Raw genomic sequence first — 23,345 nt, 5'->3', positions numbered from 1 at the left:
TGGGCCTGTGCTCCCCGCGCACGCGGGGATGGTCCCACGGCACCGAGGTCTCCGATACGACCCTGGCCGTGCTCCCCGCGCACGCGGGGATGGTCCCTTGCGGTAGACCCCGCCCGAGGAGGGGCCCCAGTGCTCCCCGCGCACGCGGGGATGGTCCCGTGGGACCTGGCCGTCGACACCCTGCCCCAGGGTGCTCCCCGCGCACGCGGGGATGGTCCCCGCAACGTGTACCCGTGCGCGCCGCCCGCACCGTGCTCCTCGCGCACGCGGGGATGGTCCCGTCACCAGTGATGAGTTCCTGCTGGAACTTCGGTGCTCCCCGCGCACGCGGGGATGGTCCCGCCACGGGCACCATCGCGGCGGCCCCGAGCTGGTGCTCCCCGCGCACGCGGGGATGGTCCCGGCTATTGGCATCCCACCGAAATTTCTTCCGGGTGCTCCCCGCGCACGCGGGGATGGTCCCGTGACCGTCTCCTCGGCGGGCAGCTCGGCGGCGTGCTCCCCGCGCACGCGGGGATGGTCCCACAAGGAGGGGTTTCCGCTGGTCACGGCGGGAGTGCTCCCCGCGCACGCGGGGATGGTCCCGCTGGGGAGGGCTCTCGGGACCCTGTCAGGTTGTGCTCCCCGCGCACGCGGGGATGGTCCCATCTTCGCCCGCAACCTCGCCTCCAAGGTGATGTGCTCCCCGCGCACGCGGGGATGGTCCCGGGTGGCGGGTGAGTTCCCCCGCCGCCTCGGCGTGCTCCCCGCGCACGCGGGGATGGTCCCGCGTTCACGACCTGGAAGGGCATCGAAGCCACGTGCTCCCCGCGCACGCGGGGATGGTCCCGCGTTCACGACCTGGAAGGGCATCGAAGCCACGTGCTCCCCGCGCACGCGGGGATGGTCCCGCTGGGGAGGGCTCTCGGGACCCTGTCAGGTTGTGCTCCCCGCGCACGCGGGGATGGTCCCCGCCCTGCACAAGCAGGTCCGCGAGATCATCAGTGCTCCCCGCGCACGCGGGGATGGTCCCCGCCCTGCACAAGCAGGTCCGCGAGATCATCAGTGCTCCCCGCGCACGCGGGGATGGTCCCCCGTGCTCGGACGCGACCTCCAGGTCCCTCAGGTGCTCCCCGCGCACGCGGGGATGGTCCCAACTTCACCGACGTTGATGGGGCGATGGCCAGGTGCTCCCCGCGCACGCGGGGATGGTCCCTTCTCCAGAAAGGCGACGCTCTCCCGTGGGGAGTGCTCCCCGCGCACGCGGGGATGATTGCTGGAGCGGTTGAGGCCCGAACTGACAAGCTTCGTCGTGGGTCTGGGCGCTCGGTACTGCTACGGCTGACGCGCCTTGAGGGTGTTGAGGAGGCCGGTCCACTCAGGGGTACCGAAGGCGAGGCGCCCGAGTTCCCGGTTCTGGGTGTCGCGAACCAACACGCTCTGCCCCTCAGCGACCTCAACGCACTCGCCACCGTTGGTGCTGTAGCTGCTCTTGTGCCAGGTGCGGGGGTGCGGCGCGGTCATTTCCGTGTCTCCTCTTCTTTGCAGGGGCCTACTGATCCTCGTCCAGGAGCCCACGTACGAAGAGGACCGACTCATCGGGTTTGAGCGCTTTGCCCAGCAGGCTCCCGAACATCAGCGTATAGCGGCGGACTTCTTCAGGGTTCTCCGGAACGAGTCCACTACCGGCCTGTTCGAGGTAGACCACGTCGGGGTCGGCCTGTTCCGGGAACTCCAGGAGATAGAACGGGCCGTCCATCCCGGCATGGGCCCCGTGTGAGAACGGTAGAACTCGGATGGTCACGTGTGCTCGCTCGGTGAGTTCTACGAGGTGCCGGAGTTGTGCCCGCATGGTCTCGGGACCGCCGACCTGGCGACGCAGCACTGCTTCATCCAGCACAGCGACCACTTGCAGAGGGGCATCCGGACGGGTGAGTAGTTCTTGGCGAGACATGCGCACCAGGATCTTCTCGTCCACCAGGTCGGGGGTGGACGTGATGGCGGTCTGTTCGGTCACCGCGCGGGCGTAGGACTCGGTCTGGAGGATGCCTGGCACCACGATGGTCTGGAACGTGCGGACCACGGAGGCCGCTGCCTCCAGGCCGATGTAGCTGTCGAACCCGGGTTTGAGGGCCTGCCGATGGCGGTGCCACCACCCGCGCTTGCGGGCGTGCTTGGCCATCTCGATGAGTTCCTCGCGTTCTGCCCCATGCACGCCGTACACATCGAGCAGAATGGCCACGTCCCCAGGCTTCGGCCTGGTCATCCCCGTCTCGTATCTCCACAAGGTGCTGTCGGTGATGCCGACGTGATCGGCGACTTCGGCACGGGAGAGCCCTGAGCTGCTGCGGAGCCGGGTCAGTTCCGCCATCAGGCGTCGCTGACGAGCGGTCGGGCTCGGGCGTGCGGTCATACTGCACCTCCTGGTTCTACGTGAACCGTAACACATTGCATGATTCCTTATTTCGATTACGCATAGTGGACTACTTCTTTCTGAACTATTGCAGATTTAGTTATGGCACTTCATCCTGGTGGGGAGTCAACAGCTGCGGGTGCTCTTCGGCGTCCGGACGGCGTGTGTCACGGCTGTCGCTTGCACAACGCAGCCCACTTCTGTCACTTGGAGGAATCACGATGGACGGCTTTGGTGTGCCTCGACCGAGGCGGGCGGTGGAGGAGGAGTGGCGGGCGCCCGGGAGCGGACTGCCGCACCGGGTTCCCGGCAGGACGGGCACGGGAGTGCGCACGGCGTTCTTCGGCTCCCAGCCCTCGCAGGCGGCGCAGATCCGCAGCTGGTGCCAGCGAGGCGCCCGGGTTCCCGCGCACCGGGCCTTTCCCCTGTTGCTGGTGGTGAGCGAACTGGTGACCAACGCCTGGCTGCACACCGCATCCGGCACCGAGTGCGGGCGGGTGCGGGTCCAGATGCGGCACTTGCCCGGCCGACTCGTGCGCATCGCGGTCACCGACGACGGGCCACGCCCCGGACAGGGCGTCTGCCTGCCACGGCTGTCTCCCGAGGCCGACGCCCTGGCCACGTGCGGGCGGGGCCTGCGCCTGGTCGACAGGCTGGCCGTGGAGTGGGGCTGGGAGGGCGAACCCGGCCGACCCCTGACCGTGTGGGCGCACACCGACCCCTACGCGCCCGTGCCCGACACCGTCGGGGCCTGAGGGCCGGGGCATGGGGTGGGACCGCAGTCAGGACACCGCCCAGTACGAGGCCGCCCGCCTGTTGGATCAGCTGCACAGCCGCTGGTGGGTGCTGTGGGGGCCGGGCTCTCGCCGCTTTTTCGCCTTCCACCTCGGCCCGCACCGCGTCTCACCGCTGAGCGCGGCCACACCACAGTCGCTTGACGAGCAGATCCGCGCCTTCGAGCGGGAAGCGCAGCCCCGCCGGGGCCAATGACACCCGCCCGAGTACATCAATCCGAGAACACAAGCGCCCCGAACCGGTGTTAGGAGCACCGGATCGGGGCTCGATCAACCACCTGCACCAACCAGGAGGAGGACCGTGAACGACCACCCTAGTGGGCGACACCGCAGGCCCCGCCAGAGCCTGGCCGGACGCGTGTGGGCGCTGACCGCCGCGCTGCTGGCCCTCGCCCTGGCCGCCGTGTTCGTCCCCCAGCACTCTCGGCACCCCCGGCGGGAGAGGGCCGCGATCACGCCGCCGCCCAGCCGCCGGGAACTGCCGACCATCACCCCCGCACGCGGGGCCGAGGGGCCTGGCACCGGCCCCGAGGAGGCCGAGAGCGCCCTGGTCCGCCCCTACATGCCCCCGTTCCCCCGGGTCCCGGTCGGCGACCTGCTGGCGGAGCCCCTGACCGCACCCGTCCGGCCCACCCCGCCCACCGAACCCGCCCGGGACGTCCCCGACGACCTCGGCGACCTGGCCGACGCCGTCCGCCGCTACCTCGACCGGGTCGGGTGAGCCGATCGACGAAGCGGATGCGACTGCGACCTCGGTCACCCGCGGGGCTCCTGGGGTGCAGGAAGCGTGTGATCGCTGATGACGCCGGGTAGGGGCCTGCCAAGCCATACGACAGGGAGGAGGCCCGGACAATGAGCGTTCCGGAGGAGTCCAGGCCGAAGACCAGGGACACCGACCAGGTCGTCAACGCCGACCACAGCGACGACCAGCAGGATCCGGACACCCGGGGGGAGTTGGAGGCCGAGCTCCAGGACAAGATGGAGCAGGAGAACCTCCGCCGGGAGGACTTCGGAGAAGGCGGCGGGGAAGAGTAGCCGCCAGGAGCGCCGGGGCCGCATCGGCCCCGGCGCTCCTCGCGTGCGTGGGGACTACGCCGGCCCGGTCCACGCGACGGGCGCGGGCACCGCGAACAGTGAAAGCGAGACGATGAGCCCTTCGATCGCCACCAACACCCGTGTCGACCTCGACGGCCTGTTGGAGTTCGTGCGCCCCCGGCACCGGGCGCTCCTCATCACCCGCCGGTCCGACGGTGAACCCCAGGCCTCGCCGGTCACCTGCGGTGTGGACACCGAGGGCAGGATCGTGGTGTCCACCTACCCCGAGCGCGCCAAGGCCCGCAACGCCCGGCGCGACCCCCGGGTCGGCGTCGTGGTCCTGTCCGAGGACTTCGACGGCCCCTGGGTCCAGGTCGACGGCGAGGCCGAGGTCATCGACGGCGAGGAGGCCGTCGAGCCGCTGGTCGAGTACTTCCGCGTGATCTCCGGCGAGCACCCCGACTGGGACGAGTACCGCGAGGCCATGCGCCGCCAGGGCAAGTCGCTGGTCCGCGTCACTCCGAAGAGGTGGGGGCCTGTCGCCACGGGCGGTTTCCCCGCCGACCGCGTCTGAACCCGGCCGAGGCCGTACCCCGCCCGTCGCCCCCATGCATCGCCCGCCGCGTCCGTGCCCCGCCGGCCGTGTCCGAGCGGAGCGGGGCACACCTGCCCCGCTCCCGGGAGGTCACCGCCCCGCGGGCGGCGGTCTCCAGTCGTCGTCGGGCGGTGCCGGCCCGCGGTCGGGCGGATCACCGCCCTCGGGCGGCGGTTTCCAGTCCCCGCCGGACGGGGGCTCCCCGGCGGTTCCCTCTCCGGGCCGGGCGGTCCCCAGGCCGGGCATGCTGCCTCTGTTGTCCCATCCGGTCGGATACCGCCTGCCCTCCGGCCTCTCCTTCCAGTAGTCCGGCGAGCGCACGGCCTCCTGCTTGCGGATCGTCTCCCGGCGGATGATCCACAGCACGAGGAAGATCACCGCGATCGGGACGGCGATGGCCACCAGGATCCCGAACAGCCAGCCGAGTGTCGGCCACTCCATCGCTGCCCTCCTTCAGACGTCGGCGGCGCGGCCCCTCACAGGGCCGCGAGAAGCTCACGGCACGCGCTCTCGCAGCGGCGGCACGCCTCGGCGCACACCCAGCAGTGCTCGTGCTGTGCGGCGTGCCGCTCGCACTCCTCGCCGCACATGCGGCAGGCCTCCGCGCACGCCTTCACCAGCACCCGGACCAGGGTGTCGTCGCCCTCGGTCCTGCGGGAGAGCACCCTCTGGGTGACCTCGCACACGTCCGCGCAGTCCAGGTCGGCGCGCACGCACGTGACCAGGTCGGCCACCGCCCTCTCACCCAGGCACGCGTCCGCGCACAGGGTGCAGACCTGGGCGCACTCCCCGCAGGCCTCGATGCAGGCCCGGAGCTTCTCCTCGACCCCGAAGCCCCGGTCGCCGGGACGGGTGTCCAGCATCTGTTCGACGACGCTCATGTCTCCTCCTCAACGAACCCGGGCCGGATCCGTCGCGGATCCGGCCCGGAGCTCAGGTCGAAAGCGAGAACCGCAGTGCGAAGTGGTTCAGCGACGCGGGCAGCCCCGTCGCGGGCAGCGGTCCGGCCGCGTCCGCGCGGGCCGGGTTCCGGCCCCGGAGCAGCGCGCGCAGGAACAGGGACACCGCCAGCGGCACCATGTCGACCCCCGCGCACCCGGCCGGGCCGTAGCTGAAGGGCAGGATGCCCGGCTCGTCCTCGGCACGTCCGTCGAGCCAGATCCCGGGGTCGAACGCGTCGGCGTACGGAAGCCGTGAGGAGTCCCGGTGGAAGTAGGAGCTCACGATCAGGAAGGCGGTCCCGGCCTCGAACACCTCCTCCCGCCAGGTCGTCTCGCGCGTGCTCTCCCGGATCACCATGAGCGTGGTCGGCCACAGCCGCGCCGACTCGCGCACGGTCGCCCGGAGCAGCGGGAGGTCGAGCCCCTCCCGGGTGTCGATCTCCTCGCGCGCCGCGTACGCTCCCGGGCTGAGCGAGGTCAGAAGTGCCAGGGACCGGAACGCGACGATGGCGGCCGCGTCGAAGGCGAACAGCCAGTGCGCCGCCTGGTCCTCAGGCCGCAGGTCCGTGTCGTGGCCGTCTCCGGCGGAGCCTCCCGCGGTCAGCCTCCAGGCGAGGCTGCCCGGTTCGGCGCGTTCGACGTTGGCGCGCGTCCGGTCGAGGAACTCGGCCCTGGTCCCGTGGCGAACGGGAGCCGTGTACGTCCAGTTCGCACGTGCCCGCAAGGCGTACAGCAGCTCGGTCGTCCGGTGGTCGTCCGCGGCGAAGGCGCCGAAGACCATCCTTCGCGCCATCGCGTTGAAGGACTGGGTGAACCTCCACCAGTCCAGGTCACCGCCCTCGCGCAGGGCCAGCGCGAGGGTGAGCGCCTCCTCGTCGGCCTGCGCCGCGAGGGTGTCCCCGTCGGGGTGGATCGCCTGCCCGGGTGCCAGGGCGGCCTCGTTGGCCGCACGCCGCCGGGGGCGGTTCGCGTGGTCGGAGATGAGCACCCCGTGCGGCTGGAAGTGCGACAGGGCGCCGCGCTTCTCCCGTCCGTCGGGGGAGAAGGGCTCCGGAGTCTCCCGTAGCAGTCGGCGCACGTCCTCCGCGGACAGCACCAGTGCCGCCTGGCGCCCCGCCAGGCGCAGCGGCAGCGGGTCGTCGCCGTGGCGTTCGCGCATCTCGCGCAGGGCGGCGACCGCCCTGCGGTCGGCGTCCAGTCCGGTGACCAGTCTCGTCATCAGCGGGCGGCGCAGGATCACGCCCCGGGCCACGTTGGGCAGCAGGACCGAGGTCAGCAGACGGGCGGTCTCCGACGTGCTCGTACGCCGCGCCCGTCCCGGTCGGCCCGTCTCGTCCCGGCGGCCCGCCTCCGTCCGCGGCCGTGTCTCCCGTCGGTCTTCTGTGGGCATCGGAACCGTTCCTCCCCTTGGTCGGTTCGTCCCCGGAGTCCTGCCCCGGCTCTCCCGGCTCCCGGCCCCGGGCGCGGCGCCGTGTCGTCGTGCGCCGCGCCCGGGCGCCGGTCACAGGTGGTCGCGGGGCAGTGTCTCCCGCCACTGCCGGGAGAAGACCCGTTCGTCGTTCTCGAAGGCGTCCAGGGTCGCGTACACCCGGAAGTCGGTTTCGGTGCACTCCAGGATCGTGTGGGTCTCGGTCCGGGTGCGCCACCCGTCGCGGGCGAAGCGGACCGTCCACGTCGACTGTCCGCGCGCCGAGGTGAAGTCACCGGCCACGGACTCGTAGCACTCGTAGGCGCGCCGTCCGACGTCCATGTCGATGTCGTCGAAGTGCAGGACGCCCCCGTCCTTGACGATCTCCAGGGAGGAGTGGGTGTCCACCAGGTCACGGTGGACGGTCCAGCGGTGTTCCGGTTTCTCCTTGCGCGTGGTGGAGATCTCCGGCGCCGCCTCCGGCTCCCCGAAGGGCTGCGGGTTCGGCTCGTCGGCGTCGTTGTGCGGGCGCACCGGCAGGACCAGCCTGCTGTTCTGCGGGTGCACGGTCAGCATGACCGGACGCGGCGGCGGCCAGGCCAGCGGCCAGTAGGAGGTGGACAGCGACAGCCGGATCCGGTGGCCGACGGGGAAGGCCTGCGCGACACCGTTCAGCGTCAGCCTCACCTGGTAGATCTCGCCCGGCTCCAGCACCTCGGGGGTCTCGTGCCCGTTGCGGTGGGTGAGGTTGAGCAGCCCGTAGGTCACGCGTGTGGCGCTGCCCTCGGGGTCGACGTCGACCAGCCTGGCCGCGACCATGGCCACGGGCTCGGTGACCGAGACCTCCAGCTCCACCGCGCCGGTGCCCAGGATCTCCACGTCCTCGGACAGCACGTCGCTGTCGAAGACCAGGGAACCGCCGTCCTCCTCTCGCTGGTCGTAGGGCAGGTCGGGCGGGGCGTTGTAGGAGGCCCACTTGCCCGCGAACTGGCCCACGGTCAGCGGAGACCTCAAGGTCAGGGACTCGCTCTGGATCTCCTCTCCGGGGCGGCCGATCGTGTACTTGGCCAGGGGGTAGGAGATGTACTCCACGTTCGGTGAGGGCCACTCGTCCTCGCGCACCCATCGTCCCGGGCGCTCGTGGTAGGCGGTGGAGGGCGGAACGCTGTCCTGCATCCAGGCCCACAGGGCCGGGCCGTCGTCGATGCCGTTGTCCTCGCCCTTGAGCCAGTGGTCCAGCCAGCGCACGACCTCCTGGAGGTAGCCGATCGCCGGGCCGGGCTCGCCCATGTGCGGGTAGCGGTGCGACCAGGGGCCGACCAGTCCCCTGGCGGGGGCCTTCAGGTTCCACAGGAGCCGCAGGACGGCGTTGGAGTAGCCGTCGGCCCATCCGCTGGAGGCCAGGACGGGGCAGCGCACCTGGGAGTAGTTCTCCGCCACCGAGGCGTGCCGCCAGTAGCCGTCGTGCCGCTGGTGGTGCAGCCACTCCAGGACCCACGGCTCGCTGTCCTCCAGCCGCTCGAACCACATCCGCCGCCACTCCTCGCCGACGATGACCGGGTCGGGGGGCAGGGTGGCCGCGGCGAACATCGTCCCCGCCTCGGCGAGGTTGTCCGAGAGCAGGCAGCCCCCCATGTAGTGGAAGTCGTCGCCGTAGCGGTCGTCGGTGAAGGAGCTGATGATGATCGTGCCGAGGCTGGGCGGCTGCCGCTCCGCCACCTGTAGGGCGGCGAACCCGCCCCAGGACAGCCCCATCATGCTGGTGTTGCCGTCGCACCAGGGCTGTTCGGCCAGCCAGGCCAGGATCTCCTCGGCGTCGTCCTGCTCGCGTTCCAGGTACTCGTCGGTGAGCACGCCCTCGGAGTCACCGGTTCCGCGCAGGTCCACGCGGACGCAGGCATAGCCGTGCCCGGCGATGTAGGGGTGGTGCATGGAGTCCCGCACGGCCGTCAGGTCACGTCTGCGGTAGGGGATGTACTCCAGTACCGCCGGTACCGGGGTCGCGTCCGAGGAGGTCGGCCGCCACACCTTGGCGGCCAGCCGCACGCCGTCCGACATGGGGATCCAGAGGTGCTCGTCGGTGTGCAGGGCGTGCGGCAGGTTCTTGACCACGTGCATGGACGGGGGCCTCCCTTCAGCGCTGGACCGTGCTGTCGGAGGAGTCGTCCACCTCTTGGAACTCGAAGTGCAGTTCCTCCACACAGCGCTCGTACTTGGCGCGCATCTCGGTCTCGTCCTCGGCACCGATGGTGATCTTGACGAGCTCGTAGCTGTAGCTGTCCTGGTAGGCCATCTCCGAGAGGCGCTCGCCCTGCTCGGGCACGATCTCGTCGATGCTCACGCCGGGCAGGGACTCCTCGACCTCGGCGACCTCCTCCGGAGTGGGTACGCGCACGACGACGGCGTCGTCGAACCGGCGGTGGTACCACTCCGCGGCCACGTTGAACTCGCCCCGCATGTCGTCGGGCAGGCGCGGGCTCTGTCCGAGGGCCAGCCGGAGCATGCGCTCGTGGTTGGGGACTCCGTCCACCAGTTCGAAGAGCCTCGCGTGGGACTGGGAGTGGCGGGTGTTGACCTCCAGGACGTTGAGGCCCTCCTCGACCGGGTCGTAGAAGAACTCGATGCTGAAGGTGGCGTTGTCCATCCCGGACTTCCCGATGACCTTGACGGCGACGTCGCGCATCCGCCCGATCACCTCGTCGGGCAGGTCGGAGGGGTACTGGTGCCGCAGGAACACCGGGCTCGCCGGGTAGTCGATCGAGTCCAGGGAGCCGTAGACCACGACCTCGCCCTTGTACACGTAGCCCTCGACGGCGGCCTGTACGCCGTGCATCGCGGCCTCGGCCAGGCAGGTGCGTCCGCCCACGGAGGAGATCTCCGGGGGCAGGTCCACCCGCTCCAGGATCTGCTCGAAGGGCCGGCCGATCATGTCGATGCCCTCGCGCATCTCGGCCACGGCCTCGTGGAAGCCCTCGTCGTCGTCGACGCGGAAGGCCAGCAGCGAGGAGGCCGACTTCACCGGCTTGAGCCACATCGGGTAACCCGGGCTCTCCGGGGGCTTGACGTTCTCGTCGTTGAGGTCGACCAGGGCGAAGGGCGGGTACTCGTCGATGACCTCGCTCTGCAGCAGCCTGCTCCAGTACTTGTGCTCGCACTTGACGAAGGATTCCAGGGACGCCGAGGGCAGGCCGCGGCTGGAGCACAGGATGGGAACGAGCAGGGTCACCGGGAAGTCCCAGTAGCCGACGATCGCGTCGACGGATCCGTCGAAGTCGTCCAGGATCCGCTCCGCCTTGGCGATGAGCGGGTTGATGTCCACCTCGCCGGCCTGGAGCTCGTCCAGGTCCAGTAGTTGGTGGAACCGGCAGTTGCGGCCGGTCGGGGTCCTGCGCAGAATCTCCAGGTTCCGCTCGTCCAGACCGACCACGAACACGTTCTTCACAGCTGCCTGCACCGCCTTTCCGTAATAGGACTGTGATCTTCTGGTGCGTACAGGTGCGACTACCCGTGATCGTCGCGCCAAACCAGAAGCGTTCCGTCCCACACGGCGAAGGTGCTGGCCAGAGCGGTGGAGCCGGTCGCGGAGCCCGTCTGACCTGGTCGAACGCCGCTGGACCGTCCCCGGCGGACCCTGTCGGGAGGGGCCGCGCCGGATCCCGGCGGGGCCGCCCCCGACACCGCGCGTGTCGGCGGTCCGGACGGTCGACACCGTCCGGACCGCCGGCCCGGACGAGGGACCGCCGGGGTGCGGTCAGTCCACGCGGGCGTACTCGTCGATCTCGGCCAGCTCGTCCGCGTCGAACTCCAGGTCGCCGACCGCAGCCACGTTGTCCTCCAGCTGGGAGACGCTGCTCGCGCCGATCACCGCCGAGGTCACCCGCTCACCGCGCAGCACCCAGGCCAGCGCCATCTGGGCGAGCGACTGCCCGCGGCGCTCGGCGACGGCGTTGAGCGCGCGCACCCGCCCCAGCACCTCCTCGGTGATGCCCTCGGTGGTCAGGAACGGGCTGCTTCCGGCCGCCCTCGACCCCTCCGGCACGCCGCCGAGGTACCGGTCGGTCAGCAGCCCCTGCGCCAGCGGCGAGTAGGCGATGGAGCCCGCGCCCACCTCGTCGAGTACGTCGAGCAGACCGTCCTCCACCCACCGGTTGAACATCGAGTAGGAGGGCTGGTGGATGAGCATCGGCGTGCCCAGGCCGCGCAGGACGGCCGCGGCCTCGCGGGTCTGCTCGGGGGAGTAGTTGGACACGCCCGCGTACAGGGCCTTGCCCTGGCGTACCGCCGTGTCCAGCGCGCCCATGGACTCCTCCAGCGGGGTGCCGGGATCGGGCCGGTGGTGGTAGAAGACGTCCACGTACTCCAGGCCCATGCGCTCCAGGCTCTGGTCCAGGCTGGACAGCAGGGACTTGCGCGAGCCCCACTCGCCGTAGGGTCCGGGCCACATCAGGAACCCGGCCTTGGTCGAGACCACGATCTCGTCGCGGTGGGGGCGCAGGTCGCGGGCCATGACCCGGCCGAAGTTCTCCTCGGCCGACCCGGGCGGGGGACCGTAGTTGTTGGCCAGGTCGAAGTGGGTCACACCCAGGTCGAACGCGCGCAGGATGATGTCGCTCTGGACCTCGATGCCGCGGTCGTGGCCGAAGTTGTGCCACAGGCCCAGGGACAGGGCGGGCAGGCGCAGTCCGCTGCGGCCGCACCTGCGGTAGGGCATCGTCTCGTACCGGGTCGGGGCGGCGACGTAGGTCATGTTTCCCTCTCTCCTGGGGCTGTGCTGGGGCTGTGCGCTCATCGGAGCGCGGCCGGAGTCCTTCTCCGCCGGTCCGCGCGCCGGCCGGAACCGTGCGGTCGCAGTATCCCGCGCGAGCGGCACCCGCGGTGAACGGCGTGCGGGGAATCCGTACGTGTCCCGGCCAGTCACCGGTCAACCGGCGTGCGGAGAGTACAGAGCGGAGAGGAAGCGCACCAGGAGGGCCTCGCGCACCGACGGTTCGAGGCCGTCCAGCACGGTGTTGACCGCCGCCATCCCCGCGCCGCCGGGGCCCGTCAGGTCCACCCCCACCGAGGCCAGCAGCTCCACGAACCCCCGGTCGTCCAGGGTGGACAGGTCCAGTGCGGAGACCGCCTCGGCCAGGCCCTCGGGGACCGGCGGGCGCACCCCCCTCACCGCCGTGACCGCCCCGGCGAGCACCTCCAGCAGCGCGTCCACCCCGGCCAGTGACACCCCGGTCAGGGTCAGGTGCAGGTTGGCGGGGATCCCCGCGTAGGACAGCTGCGGCTGCAGGAACCAGCCCGACTCCGCCACCCTGTCGGCGAGCACGAACACGTCCACCTCGTCCGAGGCCAGTGCCACCAGCGGCGCGTCCGGGTCGCCCAGTACCCGCAGCCCGGGGATGTCCGCCACGCCCTCGCGCAGGCGGCGCGCGGCGGCCATCGCCTCCCGGGCCAGCTCCCGGTACCCCGAGGAGCCCAGCGCGTTCAGGGTGGCCCAGGCCCCGGCCAGCGGTCCGGCGCCCTTGCTGCTCTGCACGGTGGAGTTGACGACCGTGTAGCCGGGCCAGTCGGCGCCGGCGTAGTAGGCGCCCCTGCGCAGCCGCTCGTCGGTGAACAGCACCACAGAGGCGCCCTTGGGCGTGTACCCGTACTTGTGCAGGTCGCAGGAGAGCGAGGTGACCCCGGGGACCGACAGGTCGAACTGTGGTGCCGTGCCCTCCTCCAGCCACGGCAGCACCCAGCCGCCCACACAGGCGTCCACGTGGCAGAGCACGCCCCGCCCGGCCGCCAGCGCGGCGATCCCCGCGACCGGGTCGACCACGCCGTGCGGATAGGACGGCGCCGACGCCACCACCATCACGGTGCGCGGGGTGAGGGCCCCGGACACGGCCTCGGGAACCGCCCGCAGGCTCTCGGGATCCACCGGGACGGTCACCGGGTCCAGCCCCAGGTAGTGGCAGGCCTTGCGGAACGCCGGGTGCGCGGTCACCGGCAGGACGACCTCGCCGCGTCCCCGGACGGGGCGGGTGTCGCGGGCGGCCTTGACCGCCAGCATGATCGACTCGGTGCCGCCGCTGGTGAAGATCCCGGGTGTGGACGCGTCGCCGCCCAGGACCGAGGCGACCGCGCCCACCACCCGCCGCTCCAGGGCCACGGTGCTGGGGAAGGCCGTGGGGTCCAGGCCGTTGACCTCGATCATCTCCATGTACGCGCGGTGCCCGGCCTCGCGCGCCTCCGGTCGGCCCGGGTCGTACACGTAGGCGGCCACCCGCCCCTCACGCACGGGCAGGTCGCCCTCCCGGAGGCGGGAGAGCTCGGCGAGAAGGTCGTCGGTGGAGCGTCCGGACTCAGGTAGCACTGCGGTCTCCGGGGTCGGTGTCGGGTTCGGTGCCGGCGGGTTCGAGGGGGCGGTCGCCCCGGTCCCCGCGGCGGAAGGCGAGCAGCGGGGGCAGGCTCGCCAGGAGCAGTGCGGCGGGCAGCAGGGTGAACCCCGCGCCGATGCCGGTCAGGGCGCTGTCGGGCTGGGTCACCGCCACCGACACCTCGGCGGACCGGAACGCCGTCAGGCTCAGCACCGCCGCGAACAGTCCCGGGCCCAGCGCCATCGCGCCGGTCTCCAGGCCCGTCCACATCCCGGTGAACGTGCCCGCCTGGGCCTGTCCGCTGCGACCGGCGTCCTCGCGCACGGTCTCGGGGAGCAGCGACAGCGGCAGCAGTTGCAGGCCGGTGTAGCACAGGCCCACCAGGCCGGTCACCGCCAGCACGGGCACGGCCCGCTCGCTCAGCACCGCCGGGAGGAGCAGCAGGGCCGCGGCGGTCATGGCGGCCACCGCCGCCAGGTAGCAGCGCACCGTGCCGAACCGGCGGGCGGCGGCGGACCAGGCGGGGACCGCCACCAGGCTGGGACCGACCACGCACACGAACATGGCCGAGGTCAGCCCGTACGCGCCCAGGCGGTAGGTGGCCACGTACGGGGCGGCGGCGAGCATCACCGACACCGCCAGGGCCTGGAGGGCGAAGGCGAGGGCCAGGCGGAAGAACGCCCGGTTGCCCCGTGCGGCGCGCAGGGCGGCCACGGGTCCGAGCGTGCGCGGGCCGGGACGGCTGACGATCCACCGGGTACCGGCGGTGGAGGCCACCAGCGCCGCGCCCAGTACCAGGCCGATGGCCGCGCCCATCACCAGGTGTCCGGCGCGTCCGCCCCCGGCCCACTCCACCACGGCCGGCGCCAGGCCGCCCGCCGCCAGGATGCCCAGGGTCAGGCACACCACCCGCCACGACATGGCGCGGGCGCGCTGGTCACGGCGCGGGGAGATCTCCGCGGGCAGGGCGACGTAGGGGACCTGGAACAGGTTGAACGCCGTGGTGGCCAGGACGAACGCGCACCCCACCCACACCGCCGACCACCCGGGGGCCAGCACGGGTGCGGCGAACATGGCGGCGAACAGCACCGGCAGGGCGAGCGCGCCGGTGAGCATGAGCCGGGTCCGGTGGCCGGTGCGCACGGCCTCGCGGTCGCTGGCCACCCCGATCGCGGGATCGACCAGCATGTCCCAGACCTTGGGCAGGACCAGTACCAGTCCGGCCAGTCCGGCGGCGACGCCCAACACGTCGGTGAGGTAGTAGAGCAGCAGCAGGCCGGGCAGGGCGGAGAAGACGCCGGTGCCCACCGAACCCACTCCGTACCCCAGGAGCCGGGTACGCGGCAGCGGCGGAGTCACGGCAGGGCCCGTGTGAGGTGGGGTCCGGCTGTGACGGGAGAGGGAGCGGTGGGGGAAGAGATGGTGGGGGAGAGGCCGCGGCGCCCTGCGGAGGCGCGCCCGGCGTACGGGGGGAGGGCCACGCGCCGACGTTACTCCCGAAGGGGCGGGCGCATCAACGGCGCGCCCGCCGCCGGCCGGTCCCGTATGTCCTCGGAAGCCCGTCCCACCTGCTGTTTCGTGTCCAGGCTCCCGGGTAGCTGTGCCCCTACACCCCATCGTCGTACGGAGCAGAAGGGGAGGGAACGTCGATGCACGAGACCACACCCCCGATCGAGGGCTATGAGGGACTTCCGGTCGGGACGCTCCAGCACCGCGTCCGCTCACTCGACACAGAGCAGATGCGTCAGCTGGTCGACTACGAGGAGAGCCACGCCAACCGTGCCGGGGTCCTGGAGATCCTGCGCCACCGGCTCCACGACCTCGAAGAGGGCGCCGAGCCCTCCGGGGGTACACAGGACTTCCAGCCCGAGCGGCCCGGTCCGCCGACCGGCGGCTCGCCGGTGAGCACGGACACCGCGGCTCCCGCGTCGAGCCCGCCGCCGCAGGGCGTTCCCAACCAGCCCGCCAAGCCCAAGGGCGACCGACAGTGAGGCGGCTGGCCCCGCCCCACGGGGCGGGAGGCCGTATCCGCCGTTGCGCCCCGTGCGCGTGACGTGGAGGAAGGCCGTTCCCGACGGGCTCCTCCCCGCACCGCCACGGTGCCGCGGCGACGCCAGAAGGGGGAGACACCATGCAGCACGACACTTTCATCGGACAGGTCCAGGCACGGGCCCACCTGGACAGCCGCGGCGCCGCGGAGGAGGCCACGAGGGCGACGCTGGAGACCCTCGCCGAGCGGGTCGACCCCGGTCTGGGCGAGGACCTCGCCGCGCAGCTGCCGCGTGAGATCGGGGAGAACATGCGCCGGGTGACCCGCCAGACGGAGCAGGGGCCGGGCGCGGAGGGCTTCGACCAGCAGGAGTTCCTCAGCAGGGTGGCGCAGCGGGCGCACAGCGCCCCGCCGGAGGCCGCCCACAGCGCCCACGCCGTGTTCGACGTGCTCGACGAGGCCACCACCGGGGGAGTCATGGACAAGATCCGTCAGGCCCTGCCGGAGGACCTGCGGCGGCTCACCCTCCAGGGCTGAGAGGTCCCCAGGCCGGGCCCCGGCGCGGAACCGGGGCCCGCGAGGCGTCCCCCGGGTGCACGCGTGCACCCGGGGGACGCCCCGACCGCAACGCCGGGGCAGGGATTCGCCCATGTGCGGCCATCCGCGGTTTTCCGTTCCCCCACCTCGGGTAGCCGTACATCCGCACATCCCCCTGGACCGTTCCTTCGACGCACAGGGAGTGACATGGTGGTGGCACCTACCGCGCACCGGGTCTTCGACCACGACGGACGGAGCGGCCGGTGATGCGAGGCAATGCACCCTTGGTCCTGACCGCCGCGGGCTGGGCGGTGTCCAAGCTCCGGAGCAGGAACGAGCCCGAACCCGTGCGCCGCCGTCGCGGCGGCACGGCCTCCTGTGCCGTGGCCGGTGCCGCCCTGGGCGTCGGCGCGGCGGCGCTGTGCGGGAAACGGCGCGTCACCCGGCTGCCCGGCAAGGTCGCGCTGATCACCGGCGGCTCCCGCGGGCTCGGACTCCAGATGGCCCGCGAGTTCGGCTCACGCGGCGCTTCCGTCGTGATCTGCGCGCGCACCCGGGACGAGCTCGACCGGGCGCTGACCGACCTGGAGGGCCGGGGCGTGCGTGCGCACGGCGTCCAGTGCGACATCCGCGACCCCGACCAGGCCGAGAGCCTGGTGGAGGAGGCCACCGGAACCTTCGGGCGCCTGGACTTCGTCGTCAACAACGCGGGCATCATCCAGGTCGGGCCGCACGAGACGCTCTCCGAGAGCCGTTTCCGCGACGCCATGGAGACGATGTTCTGGGCGCCTCTGCGCATCTCGCGGGCCGCGCTCGGCCCGCTGGGCGAGACGGGCGGCTCGCTGGTCAACATCACCTCCATCGGCGGCCACCTGAGCGTGCCGCACCTGTTGCCCTACTCCTGCGCCAAGTTCGCCGAGGTCGGGCTGTCGGAGGGGTTGGGCGCCGAGGTCGCGGGCCGGGGCGTGCGGGTCACGACCGTGGTCCCGGGCCTGATGCGCACCGGCTCCCACAAGGCCGCCGTGTTCTCGGGCAGGCCCGAACGCGAGTACACCTGGTTCTCCCTGGGCGCCGGGCTGCCCCTGGTCTCGGTGAACGCCGAGCGCGCGGCCCACAAGATCGTGGAGGCGGCGGCCCGCGGGCGCGGCTACCTGGTGCTCACACCGCTGGCCAGGATGGTCATCATCACCCGGGGACTGTGCCCCTCCTTCGTCCAGGGCGTGACGCGCGTCATGGACAGTGTGCTGCCGGATCCGCCCGAGCAGGCGAGGGAGCGGACCGGAGGCGAGGTGGACGACGACGCCGTCAACCGCGCGCTGAAACTGCCCACGGCACTCAACGAGCGCGCCGGCGAACGCCTCAACCAGGGGCCGCGCGGTGAGGGACCGCCCAAGCAGGAGCCCCGTGGCGAGGGGCCGGACGCACCGGGCCGGTGAACGGCCCGGAACAGCGCGGAGCGCATGGAGACAGCGGCGATCGGGGGTTGCGACGTGACGCGTTTCGGATACTTTCTCGCCTGTGAGGAGCACGGACCCAGGGAGTTGGTCCGACAGGCCCAGGGCGCGGAGGCGGCGGGGTTCGACTCCCTGTGGATCTCCGACCACTACCATCCGTGGCTGGACTCGCAGGGGCAGAGCCCGTTCGTGTGGTCGGTGATCGGCGCGATCGGGCAGGTGACGTCCCTGCCGATCACCACCGCGGTGACCTGCCCGACCACACGCGTGCACCCGGCGGTGGTCGCGCAGGCGGCAGCGACCTCGGCGGAGATGGTCAGGGGCGGGTTCACCCTGGGCGTGGGCACCGGCGAGGCTCTCAACGAGCACATCCTCGGCCAGCCCTGGCCGCCCGCCTCCCGGCGTCTGTCGATGCTGGAGGAGGCCATCGGGGTCATACGCAAGCTGTGGACCGGCAAGCTCGTCAACCACCGGGGCGAGTACTACGAGGTCGACACAGCGCGCCTGTACACACTGCCGGAGGATCCGCCGAGGATCTACATGTCCGCGTTCGGCCCCAAGGCGACCAGGCTGGCCGCCAGTGAGACCGACGGCCTGATCCAGGTGGCGCCCAGCAGCGAGACCATCGAGCGCTTCCGCGCCGAGGGCGGTGCCGGCAAGCCCGTCCAGGGCGGGCTCAAGGTCTGCTGGGCCGAGACCGAGGAGGAGGCCCGGCGCGTGGCGTACGAGAGGTGGCCCACCGAGGCGCTGGCGGGCGAGGCCCCCCAGCTGCTTCCGATGCCGCGCCACTTCGAGCAGCTCACCGAGGGCCTGGTCACCCCGGAGATGGTGGCCGACGAGGTCGCCTGCGGGCCCGATCCCGAGGTGCACGTGGAGGCGATCAGGCCGTACCTGGAGACCGGTGTGGACGAGGTCTACGTCTGCCAGGTCGGTGACGACCAGGAGGGCTTCTTCGAGTTCTACGCGAACGAGGTCCTGCCTCGGCTCAGGGCCGAGGCCTGAACCGGGAACGGTGCGCGGGAGTCCCGCGCACCGTTCGGCGAGGAGGAGACATGAGCACCCGTACCCGTGACGGGACCCTGCGCGAGCCCGACCCGATGCCGCCGGACCCCTTCCCCCCGACCCCGATGCCGGAGCCCCCGCCGGAGCCGGAACCGGAGCCCGAGCCGCTCCCCGAACCGCCCGGCCCGGAGCCCGAGCCAGAGCCCGTCTGAGGACACCGCAGGGAAGGATCCCTGCGCGGAAGAGCCCGCGGGACGTACACGGCCTGTGCGTCCCGCTGGGTTCGTGCCTCCGATGAGGCCACGGATCCGGTCGCATACCCTCCCCGGTCCTCCGCAGCCGCCCGGCTCTCCCACCCGTCGCCGGCGGATCCGGTCCCGCCACGAGCGACTCGGATCCACTCCGTAAGGGGTATTGCCCCCTGTGTGACGGCTGGCCTACGTTGCCAGTGACAGGAAAGGCTCCTTCCGGTTCGGTCCGGCCGTTGTGCGCGGCGCCGAGCCGTCACCCGCTGGAGGAAGAACCGTGGCGCCACCCCCGTCCCCCGCCCGAGGCCGTACCGTCCTGGCCGTAGCCGCTCTCGTGGGCGCACTCCTCGCCACCCTGTCCCCGGCCGCTCCCGCGGCCGCGCGGGGCCCGGCCGACACCCCTCCCGCCGCCGGAACCGGCTCGGCCGCCCGGTCCGCAGCCGACGCGGTGGAGGCCCACGGCCAGTTGCGGGTCTGCGGCCTCAAGCTCTGCGACGAGAGCGGCGACCCCGTCCAGCTCACCGGGATGAGCTCCCACGGCCTGCAGTGGTACGGCGACTGCCTCACCGACGGTTCCCTGGACGCGCTCGCCCACGACTGGGGCGCCGACGTGCTGCGCGTGTCCATGTACATCCAGGAGGGCGGCTACGAGACCGATCCGCGCGGCTTCACCGACCGGGTCCACGAACTGATCGAGGAGGGCACCGAGCGCGGCATGTACGTCATCGTCGACTGGCACATGCTCACGCCCGGCGATCCGAACCACAACACCGACCTGGCGCGCACCTTCTTCACCGAGATCGCGGCCGCCCACGCCGACAAGGACAACGTCCTGTACGAGATCGCCAACGAGCCCAACCACGTCTCCTGGAGCGCGATCAAGGGCTACGCCGAGGAGATCATCCCGGTCGTGCGCGCCGAGGACCCCGAGGCCGTCGTCCTCGTCGGCACCCGGGGCTGGTCCTCCCTGGGCCTGTCCGACGGCTCCGACCACACCGAGATCACCGCGGACCCGGTCGACGCCGACAACATCATGTACGTCTTCCACTTCTACGCGGCCACGCACGGCGACTTCCACCGGGAGGGCCTGCGGGCCGCGGCGCGGGAACTGCCGCTGTTCGTCACCGAGTTCGGCACCCAGGAGGCCACCGGGGACGGGCCCGACGACTTCGCCTCCGCCCAGGCCTACCTCGACCTCATGGCCGAGGAGCAGATCAGCTGGGTGAACTGGAACTTCTCCGACGACTTCCGCTCCGGCGCCGTCTTCGAGCCCGGCACCTGCGCCGCGGGCGGCCCCTGGGCCGGCACGGACGCGCTCAAGCCCGCGGGGGAGTGGATCCGCGACCGTATCCGCGAGAGCGGGGACGTCCCGCCCACGGATCCCACCGATCCTTCGGACCCGCCCACCGACCCGGACGAGTGCGAGGTCCCGGCCTGGTCCCCGGAGACGGTGTACACCGGCGAGGACCGGGTCGGCCACGGCGGACGCCTGTACGAGGCCCAGTGGTGGACCCGGGGCGAGGAGCCGGGAACCACGGGTGAGTGGGGCGTCTGGAGGGACCTCGGGGCCTGCTGACCGCCCGGGGGCGGGCCGGGCGGCCCGCCCCCGCACGGCGACCGCGGGCCGCCGGATCCCCGCCTCAGAACGAGGGCACGGTGGAGATCCGCAGCTCCCCGGTGTCGTCCACGTCCACCAGCACGTGGTCGCCCGCCACGACCTGCTGGTCCAGCACCATGCGCGAGAGCCGGTTGCCGACCTCGCGCTGGATCGTGCGCGCCATCGGGCGGGCGCCGTAGGTGGGCTGGTAGCCGCGCTCGGCCAGCCACCCCACCGCCTCGTCGGTGAACCGCACGGCGATGTCCTGCGCGCGCAGCCGCTTCTCGGTGCGCTCCAGCATCAGGCGGGTGATCCGGCCCAGCTCCTCCTCGTCCAGCTGCTTGAAGACGATGACCTCGTCGATGCGGTTGATGAACTCGGGGCGGAACTCGTCCCGCAGCCGCCGCATCACCCGCTGCTCGGTGTCGGGGTCCACCTGGCCGCCGCTGGTGAAGCCCATCGGGCCGCCGCCGGTGATCACCTCCGACCCCAGGTTGCTGGTCATGATGACCACCGTGTTGCGAAAGTCCACCGTGCGGCCCTGGCCGTCGGTCAGCCGCCCGTCGTCCAGCAGCTGCAGCAGCAGGTTGAACACGTCCTGGTGGGCCTTCTCGACCTCGTCCAGCAGCAGTACCGAGTACGGGTGGCGGCGCACGGCCTCGGTGAGCTGGCCCGCCTCCTCGTAACCCACGAACCCCGGGGGAGCGCCCGTCAGGCGGCTGGCGGTGTGCCGCTCCTGGAACTCGCTCATGTCGACGCGGACCATGGAGTCCTCGGACCCGAACAGGGCCTGGGCCAGCGCCCGCGCCAGCTCCGTCTTGCCCACACCGGTCGGACCCAGGAACAGGAAGCTGCCCACCGGACGGTCGGGATCGCCCAGTCCGGCCCGTGAGCGGCGGATCGCCTCCGCGACGGCCGTGACCGCCTCGTCCTGGCCGATCACCCGCCCGTGCAGCACCTCCTCCAGGTTGACCAGGCGGTCCCGCTCCTCCTGGGTGAGCCGGGCGACCGGGATGCCGGTGCTGCGGGAGACCACCTCGGCGATGTCGGCGCCGGTCACCTCCGGCACCGCCGAACCGGTGCCGCGTGCCTGGTGGATCGCCCCCTTGGCCTCGGCGATCTCGTCGCGCAGCGCCGAGGCGCGCTCGTAGTCCTCCTCCCGGACCGCCTTCTCCTTCTCCTTCTCCAGGCCCTTGAGCCTGCCCTCCAGCTCGCGCAGCGAGGAACTGGAGCTCTTCAGCCGCAGGCGCACCCGCGCGCCCGCCTGGTCGACGAGGTCGATGGCCTTGTCCGGCAGGAACCGGTCGGTGACGTAGCGGTCCGACAGCTCGGCCGCCGCGACCATGCTCTCGTCGCTGAACCTCACCTGGTGGTGGGCCTCGTAGCGGTCGCGCAGCCCGCGCAGGATCTCGACGGTGTCCTCCACCGACGGCTCGGGCACCAGGATCGGCTGGAAGCGGCGCTCCAGGGCCGCGTCCTTCTCGACGTTCTTGCGGTACTCGTCCACGGTGGTCGCGCCGATGATGTGCAGCTCCCCGCGGGACAGCGCGGGCTTGAGCATGTTCCCGGCGCTCGTGGAGCCCTCGGCGGCACCGGCGCCGACGATGGTGTGGATCTCGTCGATGAAGATGAGCAGCTGGTCGGACTGGCTGCGGATCTCGTCCACGATCTTGTTCAGGCGCTCCTCGAAGTCGCCCCGGTAGCGCGTGCCCGCCACGACTCCGGACAGGTCGAGCTGGACCAGGCGGCGTCCGCGCAGGATCTCCGGGACGTCGTCGTCGAAGATGCGCTGGGCGATGCCCTCCACGATCGCGGTCTTGCCCACGCCCGGGTCACCGATGAGGACCGGGTTGTTCTTGCGGCGCCGTGCCAGCACCTCGATGCACTGCTCGACCTCGTCGTCGCGGCCGACCACCGGGTCCAGGCGGCCCTCGCGGGCCAGCGTGGTCATGTCGGTGCCGAACTCGTCCAGGGTCGGGGTGGGCGAGGGCTCCCCCTCGGACCGTCCGGCGGGGGACGGGGCCCCGGACGCCTTCTGCAGGGACTCGGGGTTGATCCCCGAGCTGTGCAGGAGCTGGCCGACGGCGTTGTCGGTGTTGACCGCCAGGGCGAAGAGCAGGTGCTCGGGCGTGATGCTGGAGCTGCCCGTGGCCCGCGCGATCTGCAGGGCGTCGAGCAGGGTGCGCTTGGCGGCGGGCGTGAGCCGGACCGATCCGCGTACCGACCTCGGGGCCTGGGCCACCGCCTGGTCGATGATGTCGATGATCTGCCGGGTGTCGGACCCGGTGTGCTCCAGCAGTTCACGGGTGGGCGGGTGCCGCAGCAGCGACCACAGCAGGTGGATCGTGTCGACGTCGGCGCCGCCGGTCTCCAGGGCGCTGCGCACCGCGGCGTCGGCCACCTGCTGGGCCTCGGGGCTCATGAGCTTGGACAGGTCCACGCGGCGGATCGGTCCCCGTGCCCCCAGGAAGCGCGCCAGGAACTCGTCGAACGACCCCGGGTCGCTGCCGCGGTCTTCGGGAAAGTCGTGTGTCATCTCGTCTCGTCCCCCGTGCGTTCAGTAGTGGCTTTTTCACCCTAAGTGAATGACCGTCGATCGGCCGGTAGCGGATCCCGGTGTGGGGGACGGAACGCGCGCGAGGGCCGCCGCCCGCCCGCACCGGGGTTCGCGCCAGGGAGCCCGCGCCGGGCCGGGTGCCCCGTTCCGGCCCGCTACCCGGGTCCGGTGCGGGATAACACGCCGCGACGGTGGGGGCGGTGGGGGCGGTCCGCGCCGTGTCCGACCGTGCGGCGGGGAGGACGGCCCACTCGGCCCGGTGTGCGGCGAATGTCCAGAATATGAGAAGCGTTGGTCACCTGTTGATACGGGATGTTAATCTCGTCCCATGATCGCGCTCATCCGACGACTCCACGTCGACCATGCGCGGGTGGCCGGCATGCTCTGTGGGCCCTGACTCCTCGGTGGTCGGCGGGGCCGTCCACCGTCCCAGAGCCCTGTT

22 protein-coding genes and 1 CRISPR repeat array (1 of these 23 only partly in view) are annotated in these 23,345 nt (G+C 71.9%); of the genes, 11 read left to right on the top strand and 11 right to left on the bottom strand.

What is annotated here, in order from left to right; genetic code table 11:
* Positions 1-1,256: a CRISPR direct-repeat array (repeat unit 29 nt; unit sequence GTGCTCCCCGCGCACGCGGGGATGGTCCC) (it extends 481 nt beyond the left edge of the window).
* 58 nt (positions 1,257-1,314) lie between these two features.
* Positions 1,315-1,503 carry a DUF397 domain-containing protein gene (locus FYX01_RS22120; protein ID WP_150244202.1) on the bottom strand — a complete coding sequence of 63 codons (189 nt, stop codon included), beginning with the start codon at positions 1,501-1,503 and terminating at the stop codon, positions 1,315-1,317.
* Between the two features lie 28 nt (positions 1,504-1,531).
* Entirely contained in the window at positions 1,532-2,350 is an 819-nt protein-coding gene (locus tag FYX01_RS22115; RefSeq protein ID WP_150244200.1) for a helix-turn-helix domain-containing protein, read from the bottom strand.
* Between the two features lie 368 nt (positions 2,351-2,718).
* Between FYX01_RS22115 and FYX01_RS22110 the strand changes: the two genes are divergently transcribed.
* The 5 genes from FYX01_RS22110 to FYX01_RS22090 all read left to right on the top strand — a co-directional run bounded on the left by FYX01_RS22110 (position 2,719) and on the right by FYX01_RS22090 (position 4,795).
* Complete coding sequence (locus FYX01_RS22110) at positions 2,719-3,147, top strand: ATP-binding protein (RefSeq protein WP_150244350.1); 429 nt, start codon at positions 2,719-2,721, stop codon at positions 3,145-3,147.
* Between the two features lie 10 nt (positions 3,148-3,157).
* Positions 3,158-3,382 carry a hypothetical protein gene (locus FYX01_RS22105; protein WP_150244198.1) on the top strand — a complete coding sequence of 75 codons (225 nt, stop codon included), beginning with the start codon at positions 3,158-3,160 and terminating at the stop codon, positions 3,380-3,382.
* A 105-nt stretch (positions 3,383-3,487) separates the two neighbouring features.
* A complete protein-coding gene (locus FYX01_RS22100; protein WP_150244196.1) occupies positions 3,488-3,907 on the top strand; it encodes a hypothetical protein in 420 nt (139 codons plus the stop codon).
* A 131-nt stretch (positions 3,908-4,038) separates the two neighbouring features.
* A complete protein-coding gene (locus FYX01_RS22095; RefSeq protein WP_150244194.1) occupies positions 4,039-4,221 on the top strand; it encodes a hypothetical protein in 183 nt (60 codons plus the stop codon).
* A gap of 112 nt (positions 4,222-4,333) precedes the next feature.
* On the top strand, positions 4,334-4,795 hold the full coding sequence (locus FYX01_RS22090) for a PPOX class F420-dependent oxidoreductase (RefSeq protein ID WP_150244192.1): 462 nt from the start codon (positions 4,334-4,336) through the stop codon (positions 4,793-4,795).
* Positions 4,796-4,906: 111 nt separating this feature from the next.
* Here the strand turns inward: FYX01_RS22090 and FYX01_RS22085 are convergent, their stop codons facing one another.
* From FYX01_RS22085 to FYX01_RS22050, 8 genes are all read right to left on the bottom strand, one after another.
* The gene (locus FYX01_RS22085) at positions 4,907-5,257 is read right to left on the bottom strand and encodes a hypothetical protein (protein WP_150244190.1); all 351 of its coding nucleotides are present in this window, start codon (positions 5,255-5,257) and stop codon (positions 4,907-4,909) included.
* Positions 5,258-5,292: 35 nt separating this feature from the next.
* Positions 5,293-5,697, bottom strand: a complete 405-nt coding sequence (locus FYX01_RS22080) for a four-helix bundle copper-binding protein (protein WP_150244188.1) — start codon at positions 5,695-5,697, stop codon at positions 5,293-5,295.
* A gap of 52 nt (positions 5,698-5,749) precedes the next feature.
* Entirely contained in the window at positions 5,750-7,147 is a 1,398-nt protein-coding gene (locus tag FYX01_RS22075) for a cytochrome P450 (RefSeq protein ID WP_150244186.1), read from the bottom strand.
* Positions 7,148-7,258: 111 nt separating this feature from the next.
* Positions 7,259-9,283 (bottom strand): CocE/NonD family hydrolase, encoded by a 2,025-nt coding sequence (locus FYX01_RS22070; RefSeq protein ID WP_150244184.1) that lies wholly within the window; start codon positions 9,281-9,283, stop codon positions 7,259-7,261.
* A gap of 16 nt (positions 9,284-9,299) precedes the next feature.
* On the bottom strand, positions 9,300-10,619 hold the full coding sequence (locus FYX01_RS22065) for an ATP-binding protein (RefSeq protein WP_223830588.1): 1,320 nt from the start codon (positions 10,617-10,619) through the stop codon (positions 9,300-9,302).
* A 297-nt stretch (positions 10,620-10,916) separates the two neighbouring features.
* Complete coding sequence (gene mgrA / locus FYX01_RS22060) at positions 10,917-11,912, bottom strand: L-glyceraldehyde 3-phosphate reductase (protein WP_150244182.1); 996 nt, start codon at positions 11,910-11,912, stop codon at positions 10,917-10,919.
* A gap of 174 nt (positions 11,913-12,086) precedes the next feature.
* On the bottom strand, positions 12,087-13,514 hold the full coding sequence (locus FYX01_RS22055) for a pyridoxal phosphate-dependent decarboxylase family protein (RefSeq protein WP_150244180.1): 1,428 nt from the start codon (positions 13,512-13,514) through the stop codon (positions 12,087-12,089).
* The gene (locus FYX01_RS22050) at positions 13,504-14,877 is read right to left on the bottom strand and encodes an MFS transporter (protein ID WP_223830587.1); all 1,374 of its coding nucleotides are present in this window, start codon (positions 14,875-14,877) and stop codon (positions 13,504-13,506) included. The genes FYX01_RS22055 and FYX01_RS22050 overlap by 11 nt, the downstream gene beginning before the upstream one ends.
* Before the next feature lie 290 nt (positions 14,878-15,167).
* On the opposite strand from FYX01_RS22050, the gene FYX01_RS22045 reads away from it, so the two are divergent.
* The 6 genes from FYX01_RS22045 to FYX01_RS22025 all read left to right on the top strand — a co-directional run bounded on the left by FYX01_RS22045 (position 15,168) and on the right by FYX01_RS22025 (position 20,325).
* Entirely contained in the window at positions 15,168-15,509 is a 342-nt protein-coding gene (locus FYX01_RS22045; RefSeq protein ID WP_150244176.1) for a DUF8129 domain-containing protein, read from the top strand.
* A gap of 140 nt (positions 15,510-15,649) precedes the next feature.
* The gene (locus FYX01_RS22040; RefSeq protein WP_150244174.1) at positions 15,650-16,045 is read left to right on the top strand and encodes a DUF2267 domain-containing protein; all 396 of its coding nucleotides are present in this window, start codon (positions 15,650-15,652) and stop codon (positions 16,043-16,045) included.
* 266 nt (positions 16,046-16,311) lie between these two features.
* Positions 16,312-17,481 carry an SDR family NAD(P)-dependent oxidoreductase gene (locus FYX01_RS22035; RefSeq protein WP_190394432.1) on the top strand — a complete coding sequence of 390 codons (1,170 nt, stop codon included), beginning with the start codon at positions 16,312-16,314 and terminating at the stop codon, positions 17,479-17,481.
* Between the two features lie 54 nt (positions 17,482-17,535).
* Positions 17,536-18,501 carry a TIGR03557 family F420-dependent LLM class oxidoreductase gene (locus FYX01_RS22030; protein ID WP_150244170.1) on the top strand — a complete coding sequence of 322 codons (966 nt, stop codon included), beginning with the start codon at positions 17,536-17,538 and terminating at the stop codon, positions 18,499-18,501.
* A gap of 50 nt (positions 18,502-18,551) precedes the next feature.
* Positions 18,552-18,713, top strand: coding sequence for a hypothetical protein (locus tag FYX01_RS26325; protein WP_190394431.1), 162 nt, complete (start codon positions 18,552-18,554; stop codon positions 18,711-18,713).
* Between the two features lie 313 nt (positions 18,714-19,026).
* Positions 19,027-20,325 (top strand): cellulase family glycosylhydrolase, encoded by a 1,299-nt coding sequence (locus FYX01_RS22025; protein ID WP_190394430.1) that lies wholly within the window; start codon positions 19,027-19,029, stop codon positions 20,323-20,325.
* A gap of 64 nt (positions 20,326-20,389) precedes the next feature.
* Here the strand turns inward: FYX01_RS22025 and FYX01_RS22020 are convergent, their stop codons facing one another.
* Positions 20,390-22,882, bottom strand: a complete 2,493-nt coding sequence (locus tag FYX01_RS22020; RefSeq protein ID WP_150244168.1) for an ATP-dependent Clp protease ATP-binding subunit — start codon at positions 22,880-22,882, stop codon at positions 20,390-20,392.
* Between the last annotated feature and the right edge of the window lie 463 nt (positions 22,883-23,345).

The organism is Nocardiopsis quinghaiensis (assembly GCF_008638365.1).
Lineage (GTDB): Bacteria > Actinomycetota > Actinomycetes > Streptosporangiales > Streptosporangiaceae > Nocardiopsis > Nocardiopsis quinghaiensis.
Note: the sequence above shows the minus strand (reverse complement) of the source record. Positions and strands in the feature narration are given on the sequence as shown.

Coding starts and splice junctions, on each gene's coding strand:
- FYX01_RS22120 (WP_150244202.1), bottom strand. CDS start 1,503: ATGACCGCGCCGCACCCCCGCACCTGGCACAAGAGCAGCTACAGCACC.
- FYX01_RS22115 (WP_150244200.1), bottom strand. CDS start 2,350: ATGGCGGAACTGACCCGGCTCCGCAGCAGCTCAGGGCTCTCCCGTGCC.
- FYX01_RS22105 (WP_150244198.1), top strand. CDS start 3,158: ATGGGGTGGGACCGCAGTCAGGACACCGCCCAGTACGAGGCCGCCCGC.
- FYX01_RS22095 (WP_150244194.1), top strand. CDS start 4,039: ATGAGCGTTCCGGAGGAGTCCAGGCCGAAGACCAGGGACACCGACCAG.
- FYX01_RS22090 (WP_150244192.1), top strand. CDS start 4,334: ATGAGCCCTTCGATCGCCACCAACACCCGTGTCGACCTCGACGGCCTG.
- FYX01_RS22085 (WP_150244190.1), bottom strand. CDS start 5,257: ATGGAGTGGCCGACACTCGGCTGGCTGTTCGGGATCCTGGTGGCCATC.
- FYX01_RS22080 (WP_150244188.1), bottom strand. CDS start 5,697: ATGAGCGTCGTCGAACAGATGCTGGACACCCGTCCCGGCGACCGGGGC.
- FYX01_RS22075 (WP_150244186.1), bottom strand. CDS start 7,147: ATGCCCACAGAAGACCGACGGGAGACACGGCCGCGGACGGAGGCGGGC.
- FYX01_RS22070 (WP_150244184.1), bottom strand. CDS start 9,283: ATGCACGTGGTCAAGAACCTGCCGCACGCCCTGCACACCGACGAGCAC.
- mgrA (WP_150244182.1), bottom strand. CDS start 11,912: ATGACCTACGTCGCCGCCCCGACCCGGTACGAGACGATGCCCTACCGC.
- FYX01_RS22045 (WP_150244176.1), top strand. CDS start 15,168: ATGCACGAGACCACACCCCCGATCGAGGGCTATGAGGGACTTCCGGTC.
- FYX01_RS22040 (WP_150244174.1), top strand. CDS start 15,650: ATGCAGCACGACACTTTCATCGGACAGGTCCAGGCACGGGCCCACCTG.
- FYX01_RS22035 (WP_190394432.1), top strand. CDS start 16,312: ATGCGAGGCAATGCACCCTTGGTCCTGACCGCCGCGGGCTGGGCGGTG.
- FYX01_RS26325 (WP_190394431.1), top strand. CDS start 18,552: ATGAGCACCCGTACCCGTGACGGGACCCTGCGCGAGCCCGACCCGATG.
- FYX01_RS22020 (WP_150244168.1), bottom strand. CDS start 22,882: ATGACACACGACTTTCCCGAAGACCGCGGCAGCGACCCGGGGTCGTTC.